The organism is Polaromonas sp. P4_F9 (assembly GCF_056401235.1).
In genome coordinates this window covers 38617-55224 of the sequence record NZ_JBFUJT010000028.1, presented here as the reverse complement: position 1 = coordinate 55224, position 16608 = coordinate 38617, and the positions used below count along the sequence as shown (strand labels likewise).

Sequence of the window (16608 nt, the reverse complement as noted above, 5' to 3'; positions counted from 1 at the left end):
CGCTGAGTTGAAGCAACAGGGCAAATAGGGCAATGGCAGCTGCCCTGTTGTTTTCAATGTTTTCTTATGAATCTCACGGCACGAACCATCCACGGCATGACTGAAACAACCATGAAACGCATCCAGATCATCGACTCCCACACGGGCGGCGAACCCACGCGCCTGGTCATTGATGGCTTCCCCGATTTGGGAAGCGGCAGCATGGCCGAGCGCCGCACTGTGCTGGCGCAGCAGCATGATGCCTGGCGCGCCGCCACGGTGCTGGAGCCGCGCGGCAGCGATGTCATCGTGGGTGCCTTGCTGTGTACGCCGGTCGCCGCCGATGCCAGTGCCGGCGTGATTTTTTTCAACAACACCGGCTACCTGGGCATGTGCGGCCACGGCACCATCGGGCTGGTGGCCACGCTGGCCCACATGGGCCGCATTCAGCCTGGCGTGCACCGCATCGAGACGCCGGTGGGCACGGTCGAAGCCACGCTGCATGCGGACCGCTCGGTCAGCGTGCGCAACGTGCCCGCGTGGCGCCATCTGCACCAGGTCGCCGTGACCGTGCCCGGCCACGGAACAGTGCGCGGCGACGTGGCCTGGGGCGGCAACTGGTTCTTCCTGGTCAGCGAACATGGCCAGCGCGTGGCCAGCGACAACCTCGACGCCCTCACCGCCTACAGCTGGGCGCTGCGCGAAGCATTGGCGGCGCAAGGCATTACCGGTGCGGAGGGTGCCGAGATCGACCATATCGAACTGTTTGCCGACGATGAGGTAGCGGACAGTCGCAACTTCGTGCTCTGTCCCGGCAAGGCCTACGACCGCTCACCCTGCGGCACCGGCACCAGCGCCAAGATCGCCTGCCTGGCGGCCGACGGCAAGCTCGCGCCGGGTGAAATCTGGCACCAGGCCAGCGTGATCGGCAGCCAGTTCGAAGCCAGCTTTGAGCGCGATGGCGACCACATCATCCCCACGCTGCGCGGACGTGCCCATATGAGCGCAGAAGCCACGCTGCTGATCGAGGCCGACGATCCGTTTGGCTGGGGCATCCGGCTTCAACCGTGACCATGGACGCAGACGTCATCGTCATCGGTGCCGGCATCGTCGGCGCGGCCTGCGCGCACGAGCTGGCGCGCGCCGGGCTGGACGTGCTGGTGCTCGACGACCGCCGGGGCGGCGCCACGGCGGCGGGCATGGGTCATCTGGTGGTCATGGACGACAACCCCGCCGAACTCGCACTCAGCCGCCATTCGCTTGGCGTGTGGCGGCAGTGGACCGACGCGATGGCCGCGGACTGTGCCTGGCACCCCTGCGGCACGCTGTGGCTGGCCGCGAACGACGAGGAAATGGCGGCCGCTCACGACAAGCAGGAGCGGCTGCGCGCGCACGAGGTGGCCTGCGACCTGATCGATGCGCAAACACTGCAGGCCCTGGAGCCCGCATTGCGCCCCGGCCTGTGTGGCGCCCTGCAGGTGCCAGGCGACAGCGTGGTCTATGCGCCCAACGCGGCGCGCTGGCTGCTGGCGCAATACCCGAAGCAGATCCGCATGCAACACGCCGAAGTGCTGGAAATTGAGGGCGCCCGCGTGCGGCTGGCCGGCAACAGCTGGCTTGGCGCCAACGCCGTGCTGCTGGCCAATGGCATCCATGCCACGCAACTGTGCCCCGAGCTGCCGATCCGCCCGAAGAAGGGCCATCTGCTGATTACCGACCGCTACCCGGGCCTCGTTCGTCACCAACTGGTGGAACTGGGCTACGTCACCAGCGCACACCACAGCACCGGCCCCTCGGTGGCGTTCAACCTGCAGCCACGCCCCACCGGGCAACTGCTGATCGGCTCGTCACGCCAGTTCGATGACAGCTCCCCCGAAGTGGATGCCGACATGCTGGCGCAGATGCTGGAGCGGGCGCTGGCCTACATGCCAGCCCTGGCCGATCTCAACGCCATCCGCTGCTGGACCGGCCTGCGCGCGGCCACACCCGACAGCCTGCCGTTGCTGGGCCCGCATCCGCAGCGCCCCGGGCTCTGGCTGGCCGTGGGTCACGAAGGCCTGGGCGTGACGACGGCCCCGGCCAGCGCCCGCCTGTTGGCCGCACAGATCACCGGGCGCCGGGCCGAACTCGACCCCGCGCCCTACCTGCCGCAGCGCTTTGGAATGGCCGCATGAGCAGCATGAGCCGCCGGGCCGCTCCCAAGGGTCATAGCACCGCAGCGCATCGCGCGAAGGTTACCCAATGAACAGCCTCAACAGCTCGATTGAATTCAGCCTTGACGGCCGGCCGCAACGGGTGCCCGCCGGTATCACGGTAGCCGCAGCGCTGTACCTGGCGGGCGACGGCATCACGCGCATCTCCGTCAGCGGCGAGCGGCGCGCCGCGTTCTGCGGCATGGGCATCTGCCAGGAATGCCGGGTGCTGATTGACGGCCAGCGCCGCCTGGCCTGCCAGACATTGTGCGTTGAGGGCATGGCGGTACAGACCGCAGCCGCAGCCGCAGCCGCAGCTGAAGCTGAAGCCTTGACGGGAGCCTGAACCATGGCCACCACATCCCCTGAACATTGCGATCTGTTGATCGTAGGCGCCGGCCCTGCAGGCATGGCTGCAGCATTGGCGGCGGCCCCCGCGGGCGCTGCCATCACGCTGATCGACGACAACCCAGCCCCCGGCGGCCAGATCTGGCGCGATGGCCCTGGCGCCCATCTGCCCCGGGCCGCCTTGCAGCGACGTGAAGCCCTGGCCCGCCACCCCAATGTGCGGCTGCTGTCCGGCACCCGAATCGTGGCCGTGCCGCAGTCCAAACAGCTGCTGCTGGAAGACGCTGATCGAGGCTGGCACTTAAGCTATCAGAAGCTGATTGTGTGCACCGGCGCACGCGAACTGCTGCTGCCGTTTCCGGGCTGGACCCTGCCCGGTGTCACGGGCGCTGGCGGACTGCAGGCCCTGATCAAGGGTGGCTTGCCCGTGCGCGGCGAGCGCATTGTGGTGGCGGGCAGCGGCCCGCTGCTGCTGGCAGTCGCGGCCGCGGCCCAGGCCGCCGGTGCGCAGGTGCTGCGGGTGGCCGAACAGGCGTCCATCAGCGCGGTTGCCGCTTTTGCCGCTTCGCTGGCGCGCTGGCCCGGCAAGGCCATGCAGGCCTTGACGCTCCTGCATCCCGGCTATCGCCTGTCCAGCCACGTCGTGTCGGCTTCGGGCCAGGGCCGCGTGGAATCGGTGCGCCTTCAGCAAGATGGGCGCACGCTGGACATCGCCTGCGACCGCCTGGCCTGCGGCTTCGGCCTGATTCCCAACACCCAACTCGGCCAGGCCCTGGGCTGCGCCCTGAATGCGCAGCATGCCATTGCGGTCGACCCCTGGCAGGCCACCAGCCTGCCCGACCATTACGCCGCCGGTGAATGCACCGGCTTTGGCGGCAGCGAGCGCGCACTGGTGCAAGGAGCCATTGCCGGCCACGCGGCCACGGGACAACTGGATCAGGCCCGGCGGCTGTGGCCCCAGCGGCAGCGCTGGGAGGCCTTCGCTGCGGCTTTGCACACCCGCTTCGCGCTCCATCCCGGCTTGAAACAACTGGCCGAGCCCGACACGCTGGTGTGCCGTTGCGAAGACGTGAGCCATGAGCAACTGTGCGGCTTCGAGAACTGGACCGCCGCGAAACTGCACAGCCGCTGCGGCATGGGCGCCTGCCAGGGCCGCGTCTGTGGCGGCGCCACGCAATTCCTGTTTGGCTGGCCACAGCCCGCACCACGCATGCCGATCTCGCCTGCGCGCATTGCCACGCTGACGCATAACGCCTCCACGCAACCTCACTAACGCGCCAGAACTTCAACCATCCACATGAACAAAGACATCATTCTTGAAACCAGAGGACTGACCAAGGAGTTCCGCGGCTTCGTCGCCGTGCGCAACGTCAACCTGCGCGTCAGACGCGGAACTATCCATGCGCTGATCGGGCCGAACGGCGCCGGCAAGACGACCGTCTTTAACTTGCTGACCAAGTTCCACATCCCGACCGAAGGACACATCCTGTTCAACGACACGAACATCACGCAGGAAAAGCCGGCACAGACCGCGCGCCGCGGCATCGTGCGATCGTTCCAGATCTCGGCCGTTTTTCCGCAGTTCACTGCTCTGGAAAACGTGAAAATCGCCTTGCAGCGCAAGCTGGGGGTTGACTACCGCTTCTGGCAGTCCAGCGCCTCGCTGCATAGACTCGATGCACCCGCGATGGCCTTGCTGGAGCAGGTGGGGCTCGCATCCTTCGCCTCATTTCTGGCCGGCGACCTGCCCTATGGGCGCAAGCGCACGCTGGAGATCGCCACCACGCTGGCACTCGACCCCGAGCTGCTGCTGCTAGACGAACCCACGCAAGGCATGGGGCATGAGGACGTGGACCGGGTGAAGGACCTGATCAGACAAGTGTCGGCACACCGCACCATCCTCATGGTCGAACACAACATGAAAGTCGTGGCCGACATCAGCGACACGATCACCGTGCTGCAACGCGGCGAAATCCTGGCAGAAGGACCGTATGCCGCTGTGTCGGTCAATCCTGCGGTTCGGGAAGCCTATATGGGGACGGAAGAAAATGTCTGATTCAAATCAAACCATGCTGTCCATCCGCGACCTGCATGCGTGGTACGGGGAGTCGCATGTGCTGCAAGGCATCAACCTGGAAGTCCGCGCCGGCGAATGCGTGACACTGCTGGGCCGCAACGGCGCCGGGCGCACCTCGACACTGCGCGCGATCCTGGGCCTGATTGACAAGCGCGCGGGGTCTATCCATGTGGCAGGCAAGGAAGTCATCGCCCTGCCGCCGCACCGCATCGCACGCCTCGGGATCGGCTACTGCCCGGAAGAGCGCGGCATCTACGCATCACTGACTGCCGAGGAGAACCTCACGCTGCTGCCCAGGGTCGGCGACAACGGCATGACGCTGGAACAGATCTACGCCATGTTTCCCAACCTCAAGGAACGCGCCCACAGCCCCGGCACACGCCTGTCGGGCGGCGAGCAGCAGATGCTCGCCATGGCCCGCATTCTGCGTACCGGCGCGAAGCTCTTGCTGCTGGACGAGATCACCGAAGGGCTCGCACCCGTGATCGTGCAAAAGCTCGGCCAGGTCATCCGCGACCTCAAGGCGCAAGGTTTCACGGTGGTGCTGGTCGAGCAGAACTTCCGCTTCGCCAAACATCTGGCCGACCGCCACTACGTGATCGAACACGGCCGGGTTGTCGAGATGATCGAGCGCAGCGAAGTCGATGCCAAGCAGGACCGTCTCAATGAGTTGCTGGGCATTTGACCCGGCCCATTTCTCCCATTTCCTTCCCAGTTCCCTCCCCCACCCCTCTCCTTTCAATCCTCAATGGAGTTCCTCATGAATCTCAACAAACTAACCACCTGCCTCGTCGCCTGCATGGGCTTCGCGGCACACGCCCAGGTCAGCGACGACGTGGTCAAGATCGGCGTGCTCAACGATCTGTCCGGCGTCTACTCCGACCTCTCGGGCCAGGGCTCGGTCGTTGCCGCTCGCCTGGCCATCGAGGAAATGGGCGGCAAGGTGCTCGGCAAGCCCGTCGAACTCGTCTTCGCCGACCACCAGAACAAGCCCGACGTGGCGGCCAACCTCGCGCGCAGCTGGTTCGACCAGGGCAAGGTGGACATGGTGACCGATTTCCCGACCTCTTCGACCGCGCTGGCGGTCATGGAGATTGCCAAGCAGAAAAATCGTGTGAGCATGCCCTCCTCGGGGCTCGCCACGGCGATTCTGGGTGAGAAATGCTCGCCACTCAACGCACAGTGGACCACCAACACCTATGCGCTTGCGGCGGGCACCGCGCGTGCGCTGGTCAAGGAAGGAAAGAAGTCGTGGTATTTCATCACCGCCGACTACACCTTCGGGCATTCGCTCGAGAAAGACGCCGCCGAGGTTGTCAAGGCCAACGGCGGCAGCGTCGTCGGCAGCTCGCGCCATCCGTTCCCAGGCAATGACTTCTCATCCTTTCTGCTCAAGGCACAAGCCTCCAGGGCAGATGTGATTGCCTTGGCCAATGCCGGCAACGATACGGTCAACGCCATCAAGCAGGCCAACGAATACGGCATCACCCGCAAGCAGGTGGTGGCGCCGCTGCTGACCTACATTTCAGATGTGCACAGCATCGGGCTCGACAAGGCCCAGGGCATGTACCTGAGCGAAGCCTTTTACTGGGACCTGGACGACAAATCGCGCGCCTGGTCGCGCAAGTTCTTCGAAAAGCACAAACGCATGCCGACGGCCGCCCAGGCTGGCGTCTACTCGGCCACGCTCAACTACCTGAAGGCCGTACAGGCCGCCGGCACCGACGAAGCCAAGGCGGTGATGACGCAACTGCGCAAGATGACGATCAACGACGCCGTGATTCGCAACGGCAAACTGCGTGAAGACGGCGCGCTGGTGCACGACATGCTGCTGCTGCAGGTGAAGAGTCCGGCCGAATCCAGGGCACCCTGGGACTACTACAAGGTCAAGGCTGTGCTCAAAGGCCCTGATGTATTTCCGCCCGTCAATCCGGCCTGCGCTATCAGCCACTAAGCAAGCACTGCGTGCGGCCGCCCCTCCAACAAGAGTGCGGCGGCCGTACCTCCAGCTCTAACGCACACACCATGTTTGATATTTCCTCACAAGCCCTTCTGGCCCAATTGCTGGTCGGGCTCATCAACGGCTGCTTTTACGCACTGCTCAGCATGGGGCTGGCCATCATCTTCGGCCTGCTCAACATCATCAACTTCGCGCATGGCGCGCAGTTCATGGTGGCTGCGTTCCTGGCGTGGATGGGGTTCTCGCAACTGCCCCTGTTGCTCGGTCCGGAGTTCAAAATCAACTTCTGGGCGGCGTTGATCCTGGCGCCACTGATCGTCGGGGCGCTGGGCGTGCTGCTGGAGAAGACGCTGCTCAAACGCCTGTATCACCTTGACCATCTTTATGGACTGCTGTTGACCTTTGGCGTGGCGCTGGTGCTCGAAGGTGCGCTGCGCCATTTCTACGGCATCTCAGGCGCCAGTTATGACCCGCCGGACCTGCTCAAGGGCGGCGTGGATCTCGGTTTCATGTATCTGCCGGTCTACCGCGGCTTCGTGGTCGTGGCTTCACTCGTGATCTGCGCGGTGACCTGGTACCTGTTCGAGAAAACCAAGCTCGGCGCGCTGCTGCGCGCCGGCACCGAAAACCCCAAGCTGCTGCAGGCGTTTGGCGTGAACATTCCCCTGATGATCACGCTGACCTACGGATTCGGCGTGGCGCTGGCGGGCATAGCAGGGGTGATGGCAGCGCCCATCATGCAGGTGAATCCGCTGATGGGCGCCAACCTCCTCAACATCGTGTTTGCCGTGGTGGTCATCGGCGGGCTGGGCTCGATCTTCGGTGCGATCTTCACCGGCCTCGGCCTGGGCCTGCTGGAAGGACTGACCAAGGTGTTCTACCCGGAAGCCGCCACCGTGGTGGTGTTCGTCATCATGGCGCTGGTGTTGCTCAGCCGCCCCGCCGGCCTGTTCGGCAAGGAGATCTGAAATGAACGCCCCATCCATCCCATCCACCCCATCCACACTCTTCGCCGCCCGCCTCCGGACGTTTCCCACCTCCATCCGCTTCCTGCTCGTGCTGCTGGTACCGGCCTTGCTGGTGCCGGCCTTCCCGGAGATCGCCTACCCGGTCTTCATCATGAAAGTGCTGTGCTATGCGCTGTTCGCGCTGGCCTTCAACCTGCTGATCGGTTTCACCGGCCTGGTGTCGTTCGGTCATGCCGCCTTTTTCGGCTGGGCGGGCTACACCACCGGCATCCTCATGATCCGATTTGCGGATAAAGGCTTTCCGGTCGAACTCGCGATTCTTGCGGGGGTGGTGGTCGCCACCGGCATCGGCTGGGTGATTGGCAAGCTGGCCATCCGGCGCACCGGCATCTATTTCTCGATGATCACGCTCGCGCTCTCGCAAGTGGCCTACTTTCTCGCCGTGCAAATTCCCTGGACCGGCGGCGAAGACGGCATGCAGGGCATCCCGCGCGGCAAGCTGCTCGGGCTCGTCGATCTGTCAGCCGACAACCACATGTACTACTTCACGCTCGGCGTGTTCGTGCTGGCATTCCTGCTGATTCACCGGATCGTGCATTCCCCGTTCGGCCAGGTGCTGAAGGCCTTGCGCGACAACGCGCCGCGCGCCATCTCGCTAGGCTACGACACCGACCGCTGCAAGCTCTACGCCTTCATGCTGTCGGCCGCGCTCGCTGGTCTGGCGGGTTCGCTCAAGGCCCTGGTACTCCAGCTCTCGGCGCTCAACGATGTCATGCTCTCAACCTCGACCGAAGTACTGCTGATGACGCTGCTCGGCGGCCTTGCCACGGGCTGGGGGCCGGTGGTCGGCGCCACGCTGGTCGTCAGCCTGCAAAACCACCTGGCCCAGCTCGGTGGTGTCGTTACAATTATCATAGGCCTGACCTTCATCGTATGCGTCTCGTTCTTCCGAAGAGGCTTGGTCGGTGAGTGGCAAGCTCTGCTGCAGCGCCGGCAATTCAAACGCAAACGCCACCATGTCATAGCCCTCGATGCCTAGACTCCTTTCTCCGCCAAAGCGTCGCGCCGCTGATCTCGCCTACGATGCGATCGAGGCGCTGATCTCCACGCTCCGGCTCGAGCCGGGCAGCCCGGTGGTCGAAGCGGAACTGGTAGAGCTGACCCAACTCGGCCGCACGCCAGTGCGCGAGGCGCTGCTGCGCATGGTGTCGATCGGACTCATCGACCAGCAGCCGCGACGCGGACTGCTGGTCTCTCACATCGATCTGGCGGACCATCTGGATGTGATCCAGACGCGACGCGCGCTCGAACGCCTCATCGCCGCGTGTTCTGCGCGCCGCGCAACGGCCCCGCAGCGCTTGGCCATCGTGCGCTGCGCCGAAAAAATGGTGAAGGCGGCGGCACGCGGCCACCTCGAAGACTACATGCGGGCCGACCATGAACTCGACGAGGTCAATCACCATGCCAGCCAGAATCATTCGGCGGTCAAATGCGTGGTGCCGCTGGTCGTGCAATGCCGGCGATTCTGGTATGCCTACCAGCACGAAGGGGAAATTACCGAAGGCGCCCGCTATCACATGGAACTGGCCCAAGGTATCGCCACGGGCGACGAGACAGCGGCCATGCGCGGCGCTGACCAACTGATGGACTACCTTGAACGGTTTGCCCGGCGCGTGATTGACAACTGAAGACCACAGTTGCGGCAGTTCCCGCCGTGACGCCTTATTCGAAAACCGGCGAAACTACTGGCATGGTGGATGACCATCTGGCTGGCCGCACTTTGGCTCGGCCCCAGCAGTTACTGGGCAGCTTGCCGGCCCAGATCAATTCGTCGGGACAAAAACCGCCATAAACGCTCGTCGTCGCTGAAAGCCACGTTAAAGCGAAGCCAGCCCGTGGGATGGGGTTCAAGCAAAAACAGTTGCCCCGGCCCGAGCATGATGCCCTCGGTCGTCGCTTCCTGGGAAAGCACGGCGCTATCGGGGAGATCAGGGTGCCGGGCCCACAGGTACATGCCGGCCCCCGGCTCATGAAAGAGCTCAAATCCAAGACCGGTCAGGCTTTTCTCTGTCTTGCGGTGTGCCTGGGCCAGGCGCTCGCGAAGCGACTTGAGGTGCTTGCGCCAGCGGCCATCGGTGACCACCCCAAAAGTGAGCCGCTCGGCGATGTCCGAAGATGTGAGCCCCGAAATCATCTTGAGCTGGGCCAGCTCCTCAATCAGGTCGCGCCCGGCCAGCAGGTAGCCTACGCGCAGGTTGGGCGAAATTGTTTTTGAATAGCTGCCGATATACACCACGCGCTGCAACTGGTCCAGGCTCGCCAGCGTGGACCGGGGCATCGGGTCCATATCGGCGTAGATATCGTTCTCCACCAGAGTGAACCCGTGGGTTTCAGCCAGTTGCAGCAGGCGGTGCAGATGGGCCGCCGACGCAATCGAGCAGGTCGGGCTCTGCAGGCGGGGTTGCGTGAAGAAAGCCCTCGGCTTGTGGGTGGCCAGCAGGGACTCAAGAGCGGCGAGGTCATAACCCGTGGGGGTGCGCGGCACGCCTATCAGGTTGGCGCCCAGAAAGCGCAGCATGAACATCAGGTTGGGGTACCCAGGGCTGTCCACCAGCACCGTATCGCCAGGCTTGACCAGTTGGCGAGCCACCAGGTCAAGCGCCTGGCTGGACCCCTGCGTCAGCAGCACCTGGTCCACCTCTACCGCGATCTGGTTTTCAGCCAGGGCCTCGGCAATGATCATGCGCAACGCCATGTGCCCGTAAGGCAGGCCGTAACCGTCGAGCGAGGACCCATCGGCCGACAGGTGCCGCATGCTGCGGCGAAGCGCATCGCCAAACAGAAAATCGTGCGGCAACCAGCCGCAGCCAGGCTTCATGGGCAGGTTGCGGTTCTCGAAAATCTGTTTGAGATACCAGCGCGCATCAAATTTAGGCTGTTCGGGCTGTGCATACGGCGCGCCCGACGCACCATCATCGCCCCTGCGTTTGACAAAAAAACCGGCGTTGGCACGTGAAACGAGCCAGCCCTGGGCGACGAGGCGGTCGTAGGCCTCCACCACCGTGAAGACACTGACCCCGTGCGCGGCGGCGAAACCGCGGATAGACGGCAGTTTGACCCCCGGTTTCAGGGTTTGCCCGGCAATCATTCCACGCAGACCGTCGACGATCTGGCTCACTAGTGGAGTCTGGAGTTCCGGGCGAAGTGTGAGCATCAAAAAACCAAAAAAGCCAAATTGTGCATTGCGTGCCCCATGCACCGGGTTGGGGAATCCATGTACAGCATTCTAGACCCGCACAGTGTGTTGAAAACAGCGCAAAGGTGTACATGGACGAGCTTGGTGCGGACTTCTACAGTTCGCCCATCTCCTCTCCAGAAACCTGAAATCACCTTCACCATGCAGTCAAACCAAACTACCAGCAACGCCGCCCTCATGGCGCGCCGCCAAGCAGCCGTGACACGCGGCGTGGGTCAGGCACACGAAATTTTTGCCAGCCGGGCGCAGAACGCCGAACTGTGGGACGTGGAAGGCCGCCGCTACATCGACTTCGCCGGCGGCATCGCCGTACTCAACACCGGCCACCGGCATGCCGAAGTCATTGCCGCGGTCAAGGCCCAGCTCGACCTCTACACGCACACCTGCTTTCAGGTGGTCGCCTATGAGCCCTACGTTGAACTGGCGGAAAAGCTCAATGCCCTGGCACCCGGAAATTTCGCCAAAAAGACCCTGCTGCTGACCACCGGCGCCGAGGCGGTCGAGAACGCGGTCAAGGTGGCGCGGGCCTACACGAAGCGCCCCGGAATCATCGCCTTCACGGGTGGCTACCACGGCCGGACCAACATGACGCTGGGCATGACCGGCAAGGTCGCGCCCTATAAGCTGGGGTTCGGTCCCTTCCCCGGCGAAGTGTTTCATGCGGAATATCCCAACGCGCTGCACGGCGTGAGCATCGACCAGGCGCTGCATTCGGTCGAGCAAATCCTCAAAAACGACGTCGAACCCGAGCGCGTGGCGGCCTTCATCATTGAACCGGTGCAGGGCGAAGGAGGCTTTTACATCGCCCCGCCCGAGTTCATCAGCCGCCTGAAGGCGCTGGCCGACCGGCACGGCATCCTGCTGATCGCCGACGAGGTCCAGACCGGCGCAGGCCGCACGGGCACCTGGTATGCCAGCGAACAGTGGCCCGTGGCGCCCGACCTGATTGCCATCGCCAAATCCATGGCGGGTGGCTTTCCCATCTCGGGCCTGGTCGGCCGCGCCGAAGTCATGGATGCACCCGGCCCCGGCGGCCTGGGCGGCACCTACGCAGGCAGCCCCATTGGCTGCGCGGCAGCCCTGGCCGTGCTCAAGGTTTTCAAGGATGAAAAACTCCTGGAGCGCAGCAAGACCCTTGGTGCCCATCTGGTCAGAGGCCTGCTCGCCATCGCGGAGAAAGAAGCGGCCATTGGCGACGTGCGCGGCCTGGGCGCCATGGTGGCCATGGAGCTCTTCGAAAACGGGGACCCCACCCGTCCCGACGCGGCACTGACCAAACGCGTGGTGACCGAGGCGGCGCGGCGCGGGCTGATCCTGCTGTCGTGCGGCACACACGGCAATGTGATCCGGATTCTGGTTCCCCTCACCGCAACCGACGCCTTGCTGGATGAAGGCCTGGAAATTCTGGCGGACAGCTTTTCCGCATTGCGCTAATGCGCATGACCAGCGTGCATGAACAGCCCGGGAACGACGATGACTAAAAACGATTTCCTTGTACGCTTTTCAAGCGTGCAAAAAACCTATGACGGCGAGCAGCTTGTTGTGCAGCAGCTCGACCTCGACATTCATCGCGGGGAATTCCTGAGCCTGCTTGGGCCGTCCGGCTCCGGAAAAACCACTACGCTGATGATGCTGGCCGGTTTTGAATCCCCGACGGCGGGCGAGATTTTCCTGAACGGCTCGCAGATCACGGGCACGCCACCCCACAAGCGCAATTTCGGCATGGTGTTCCAGAACTACGCGCTGTTCCCGCATCTCACGGTGGGGCAGAACGTGGCCTATCCGCTCACGGTGCGCAAGGTATCCCGGGCCGATCAGGATCGTCGTGTGCTGCGCGCCCTGGACATGGTTCGCCTCGCCGGGATGTCAGAGCGGCTGCCCGGACAGCTTTCCGGCGGCCAGCAGCAGCGGGTCGCCCTGGCACGGGCACTGGTATTTGAACCCCAGCTGGTGCTGATGGATGAGCCGCTGGGCGCGCTTGACAAGCAGTTGCGCGAGCACATGCAGATTGAGCTGAAAGAGTTGCACCGGCAGCTCGGCGTGACCTTTGTCTATGTCACCCACGACCAGGGCGAGGCCCTGACGATGAGCGACCGGGTGGCCGTCTTCAACGACGGCGCGATCCAGCAACTGGCCCCCGTGGAAGAACTGTATGAAACACCCTCAAACCGTTTCGTCGCCGGTTTCGTGGGCGACAGCACCCTGCTCAAAGGAAAACTTTTTGGCGGGCAGCCCGGCCGCGAGAGCCGGGCCGGCATTGAATTGCCGGATGGCCGCGTGCTCCACGGCATCAACGTCAATCACCCGACCGCCGGTGCGCAGGTAGAAGCGTACATCCGGCCGGAGCGCATTGTGCTGCACCGCCAGACGCCCGCCGCATCTGCGGATGTGCTGCCTGCGCGCGTGGCGCGCGTGATTTACTTTGGCGATCACCTGCGCCTGCTGTGCGAAGTCGGCCCCGGCCAGGCAGAAGCCACGGTCAAGCTGCCCCTGACTCTCCTGAACGGCTTGGCGCCGCCGCAGCCCGGCGATGCCGTTCATCTCGAATTTCCGGCTGCGTTTACGCGGATCTATGCGGTGTAACCGCTTTCTCCCTTCACTGGTTTTCGACGTTCACGTTCTCGTTCACCTTCACTTTCACTTTCACTTTTCATCAACCACCGAGGAAATAGCACCATGAAGAAACACATCATTGTCGTCAGCGCGGCCTTGTGTCTGGCGCTGCCCGCATTGGCGCAGCAGCAAATTACCGTCGTCAACTTTGGCGGCGCCAACGCCAATGCGCAGAAAAAAGCCTACTACGAGCCCTATGAAAAAGCGGGCACCAAAGTTGTTGCTGTCGAATACAACGGCGAGCAGGCCAAGATCAAGGCCATGGTCGAGACAAAGAAAGTCACCTGGGACGTTGTCGAGGTCGAAGCGCCCGATGTCCAGCGCGGTTGCGACGAGGGACTGTTTGAAAAAATTGACTTCAGCAAAATCGGCACAAAATCGGACTTTCTGCCAGCGGCCGTGACGGATTGCGGTGTGGGCGTTTTTGTCTGGTCCACCGTGATGGCCTGGAACGCCGACAAAGTCAAAACCGCCCCCACCAGCTGGGCTGATTTCTGGGATGTCAAGAAGATTCCCGGCAAGCGCGGCATGCGCAAGGGAGCCCGCTACAACCTGGAGTTCGCCCTGATGGCCGATGGCGTCAAACCCGCTGACGTCTACAAGGTCCTGGCTACCAAGGACGGCGCCGACCGAGCATTTCGCAAGCTGACCGAGCTCAAGCCCAACATCCAGTGGTGGGAAGCCGGCGCCCAACCCGCGCAGTTTCTGGTGGCTGGCGACGTGGCACTCAGCACCGTGTACAACGGCCGCATTGACGCCGCCAACCGGGAAGGCCGCAACCTGAAAATCTACTGGCCAGGCGGCATTTACGACCTGGACTACTGGGTCATCCCCAAAGGCGCCCCCAACAAGGACGCGTCGATGAAGTTCATCGCCTTCGCCAGCCAGCCCGCCACGCAGGCCGTGTATGCCCAGAACATTGCCTATGGCCCGGTCAACACCAAGGCCCTGAGCAAGCTCGACAAAAAGGTACTGGACGACTTGCCAACATCGCCGGCCAATGCGAAAGAGGCCATCCAGATGAACGTCGGCTTCTGGGCCGATCAGGGTGAGGCGCTTGAAAAACGCTTTGCCGCCTGGGCCACTCAATAAGCCGCAGGAGCAACACCCCATGAGCAGTATCACCAGCACCGTCCTTCAGGTTGGCGACCCCTGGGCGTTGCGCCGGGCACTGTCGCGCGCCGATGCCCGCCGGAAATGGCGCGCCTTTGCGCTTACGATGCCTTTGCTGGTGTTTCTGCTGCTGACCTTGCTGATTCCGATTGCAGCCCTGCTGCAGCGCGCCGTTGAAAACCCCGAGGTCGTGGCAGCACTGCCGCGGACGGTGCAAAGCCTCAAGGGCTGGAACCCTCAGACTCCACCGGCACCCGCAAGTTACGCGGCGCTGGTGGAAGACCTGGGCCACCTTTCAGACAGCGCGGATGCCGGTGCGCTGGCGCGGCGGCTCAACTCCGAAGTGGCGGGCGCGCGCTCCCTGGTGATGGGGGCGTACCGTGCGCTGCCCGTCACCGGTTCTCCGGAAGAGATTCAGGCAAAGCTTCTCCAGCTCGATCAGCGCTGGGGAGAACAACCCTTCTGGCAGGCCATCGCCAAAAACAGCTCGCGTTGGACGCCCGATTATTTGCTCGCTTCTGTCGACCTGCGACGCGGCAGCCAGGGTGCTGTGGAACGCATGCCCGAAGACCAGCGCGCGTTTGGCACCATCTTGCTACGCACTTTTTACATCAGCTTTGTCGTCACGCTGTTTTGCCTGGTGCTGGCTTACCCGTTGGCCTGGTGGCTGGCGTCATTGCCGGCACGCAAAGCGAACCTTCTGATGATTCTGGTGCTGGTGCCCTTCTGGACATCCATCCTGGTTCGTGTCGCGGCCTGGATCGTTCTGCTGCAATCCGAAGGTCTGGTGAACCGCGGGCTGATGGGCATCGGCCTCATCGACAGCCCGCTGCCCCTGTTGTTCAATCGCGCCGGCGTGGTGATTGCCATGGTGCACATCCTGCTCCCCTTCATGATTTTGCCGCTGTACAGCGTGATGAAGAACGTGCCCGCGACCTACATTCGCGCGGCGGTCTCATTGGGGAGCGCGCCCCTGTCAGCGTTCTTTCGTGTGTATGTGCCGCAAACCTATCCCGGCATCAGCGCCGGGGCCTTGCTGGTCTTCATCTTGTCGATTGGCTACTACGTCACCCCCGCGCTGCTGGGCGGCGCCGACGACCAGATGCTGAGCTACTACATCGCCCGCTACACCAACGTGGAAGTCAACTGGGGCATGGCCTGCGCCCTGGGGGCGCTGCTGTTGACGGCCACCATGATTCTTTACGGCGTTTACCGGCGCATCGGCAAATCCGAACTCAACCTCGGTTGATATCCTCTTACAGGCGTCAATACATCATGTTCAAAATCAAAGGGCCTGTGTTCCCGCGCTACGCCACCATGCCGGACAAGGCCGGCTGGTGGCTGCTGCGCGCCGCCTGCGTTGCCACACTCGCCTTCCTGCTGGCACCCGTGCTGGTCATGGTGCCGCTGTCATTTTCTGACAGCTCTTTTTTGACTTACCCCATACCGGGCTGGTCATTGAAGTGGTATCGCAACCTGTTGGAGTCACCGGAGTGGGTAAGGGCCGCCAAAAACAGTTTCATCGTGGCACCCGCGGCAACCGTGATTGCCACTGCGCTGGGCACGCTGGCCGCTGTGGGCCTGTCCAGAACCAACTTTCGCTTTAAAAGCCTGCTCATGGCCATTCTCATCGCGCCCATGGTGGTTCCGATTGTGGTGGTGGGCGTCGCGACCTACCTGTACTTTGCACCGCTCGGGCTCACAGACAGCTACATCGGACTGATCGCCGTACACGCCGCGCTGGGAGCCCCTTTTGTCTTGACCACGGTACTCGCGACCCTGTCGGGCTTCAACCATAACCTGGTGCGCGCTTCACTGAGCCTGGGTGAGACGCCGGTCAATACATTTTTCAGGATCACCTTGCCGGTCATTGCGCCCGGTGTCATCTCGGGTGCGCTGTTCGCGTTTGCCACTTCGTTTGATGAAGTGGTCGTCACACTTTTTCTGGCCGGCGCCGAACAGGCAACCCTGCCCAGGCAAATGTTCACCGGCATCCGGGAAAACATCTCGCCCACGATCGCAGCCGTGGCCACCCTGCTTATTTTGTTCACCACCACCTTGCTCGTACTGCTGGAATGGCTGCGCGGACGCCGGAGCTGAGA

At 63.2% G+C, this 16608-nt stretch carries 16 protein-coding genes; 15 read left to right on the top strand and 1 reads right to left on the bottom strand.

Annotated elements, in window-relative coordinates:
- Positions 1-111: 111 nt before the first annotated feature.
- The 10 genes from AC1DUB_RS21360 (at position 112) to AC1DUB_RS21315 (ending at position 9212) form a co-directional block, all read left to right on the top strand.
- Positions 112-1050: a 4-hydroxyproline epimerase gene (locus AC1DUB_RS21360; protein ID WP_477731188.1), complete on the top strand. Its 939-nt coding sequence runs from the start codon at positions 112-114 to the stop codon at positions 1048-1050.
- A gap of 2 nt (positions 1051-1052) precedes the next feature.
- Positions 1053-2153: an NAD(P)/FAD-dependent oxidoreductase gene (locus AC1DUB_RS21355; RefSeq protein ID WP_477731187.1), complete on the top strand. Its 1101-nt coding sequence runs from the start codon at positions 1053-1055 to the stop codon at positions 2151-2153.
- A gap of 67 nt (positions 2154-2220) precedes the next feature.
- Positions 2221-2517, top strand: a complete 297-nt coding sequence (locus tag AC1DUB_RS21350) for a (2Fe-2S)-binding protein (protein ID WP_477731186.1) — start codon at positions 2221-2223, stop codon at positions 2515-2517.
- 3 nt (positions 2518-2520) lie between these two features.
- Complete coding sequence (locus tag AC1DUB_RS21345) at positions 2521-3792, top strand: FAD-dependent oxidoreductase (RefSeq protein WP_477731185.1); 1272 nt, start codon at positions 2521-2523, stop codon at positions 3790-3792.
- A gap of 24 nt (positions 3793-3816) precedes the next feature.
- Positions 3817-4575: an ABC transporter ATP-binding protein gene (locus AC1DUB_RS21340; RefSeq protein WP_477731184.1), complete on the top strand. Its 759-nt coding sequence runs from the start codon at positions 3817-3819 to the stop codon at positions 4573-4575.
- On the top strand, positions 4568-5281 hold the full coding sequence (locus AC1DUB_RS21335) for an ABC transporter ATP-binding protein (RefSeq protein ID WP_477731183.1): 714 nt from the start codon (positions 4568-4570) through the stop codon (positions 5279-5281). The genes AC1DUB_RS21340 and AC1DUB_RS21335 overlap by 8 nt, the downstream gene beginning before the upstream one ends.
- Before the next feature lie 75 nt (positions 5282-5356).
- Positions 5357-6550 carry an ABC transporter substrate-binding protein gene (locus AC1DUB_RS21330; protein WP_477731182.1) on the top strand — a complete coding sequence of 398 codons (1194 nt, stop codon included), beginning with the start codon at positions 5357-5359 and terminating at the stop codon, positions 6548-6550.
- 71 nt (positions 6551-6621) lie between these two features.
- The gene (locus AC1DUB_RS21325) at positions 6622-7524 is read left to right on the top strand and encodes a branched-chain amino acid ABC transporter permease (RefSeq protein ID WP_477731181.1); all 903 of its coding nucleotides are present in this window, start codon (positions 6622-6624) and stop codon (positions 7522-7524) included.
- A gap of 1 nt (position 7525) precedes the next feature.
- Positions 7526-8563, top strand: coding sequence for a branched-chain amino acid ABC transporter permease (locus tag AC1DUB_RS21320; protein WP_477731180.1), 1038 nt, complete (start codon positions 7526-7528; stop codon positions 8561-8563).
- The gene (locus tag AC1DUB_RS21315) at positions 8556-9212 is read left to right on the top strand and encodes a GntR family transcriptional regulator (RefSeq protein ID WP_477717173.1); all 657 of its coding nucleotides are present in this window, start codon (positions 8556-8558) and stop codon (positions 9210-9212) included. The genes AC1DUB_RS21320 and AC1DUB_RS21315 overlap by 8 nt, the downstream gene beginning before the upstream one ends.
- A 110-nt stretch (positions 9213-9322) precedes the next feature.
- On the opposite strand, the gene AC1DUB_RS21310 is transcribed toward AC1DUB_RS21315, so the two are convergent.
- Positions 9323-10738: an aminotransferase-like domain-containing protein gene (locus AC1DUB_RS21310; RefSeq protein WP_477731179.1), complete on the bottom strand. Its 1416-nt coding sequence runs from the start codon at positions 10736-10738 to the stop codon at positions 9323-9325.
- Positions 10739-10921: 183 nt separating this feature from the next.
- Here AC1DUB_RS21310 and gabT point away from each other — a divergent pair, with 183 nt between their 5' ends.
- From gabT to AC1DUB_RS21285, 5 genes are all read left to right on the top strand, one after another.
- On the top strand, positions 10922-12214 hold the full coding sequence (gabT, locus tag AC1DUB_RS21305; protein WP_477731178.1) for a 4-aminobutyrate--2-oxoglutarate transaminase: 1293 nt from the start codon (positions 10922-10924) through the stop codon (positions 12212-12214).
- Positions 12215-12253: 39 nt separating this feature from the next.
- Positions 12254-13363, top strand: coding sequence for an ABC transporter ATP-binding protein (locus AC1DUB_RS21300; RefSeq protein ID WP_477731177.1), 1110 nt, complete (start codon positions 12254-12256; stop codon positions 13361-13363).
- 93 nt (positions 13364-13456) lie between these two features.
- Complete coding sequence (locus tag AC1DUB_RS21295; RefSeq protein WP_477731176.1) at positions 13457-14485, top strand: ABC transporter substrate-binding protein; 1029 nt, start codon at positions 13457-13459, stop codon at positions 14483-14485.
- Between the two features lie 19 nt (positions 14486-14504).
- Positions 14505-15755, top strand: a complete 1251-nt coding sequence (locus AC1DUB_RS21290; RefSeq protein ID WP_477731175.1) for an ABC transporter permease — start codon at positions 14505-14507, stop codon at positions 15753-15755.
- 26 nt (positions 15756-15781) lie between these two features.
- A complete protein-coding gene (locus tag AC1DUB_RS21285; protein WP_477731174.1) occupies positions 15782-16606 on the top strand; it encodes an ABC transporter permease in 825 nt (274 codons plus the stop codon).
- Positions 16607-16608: the final 2 nt, after the last annotated feature.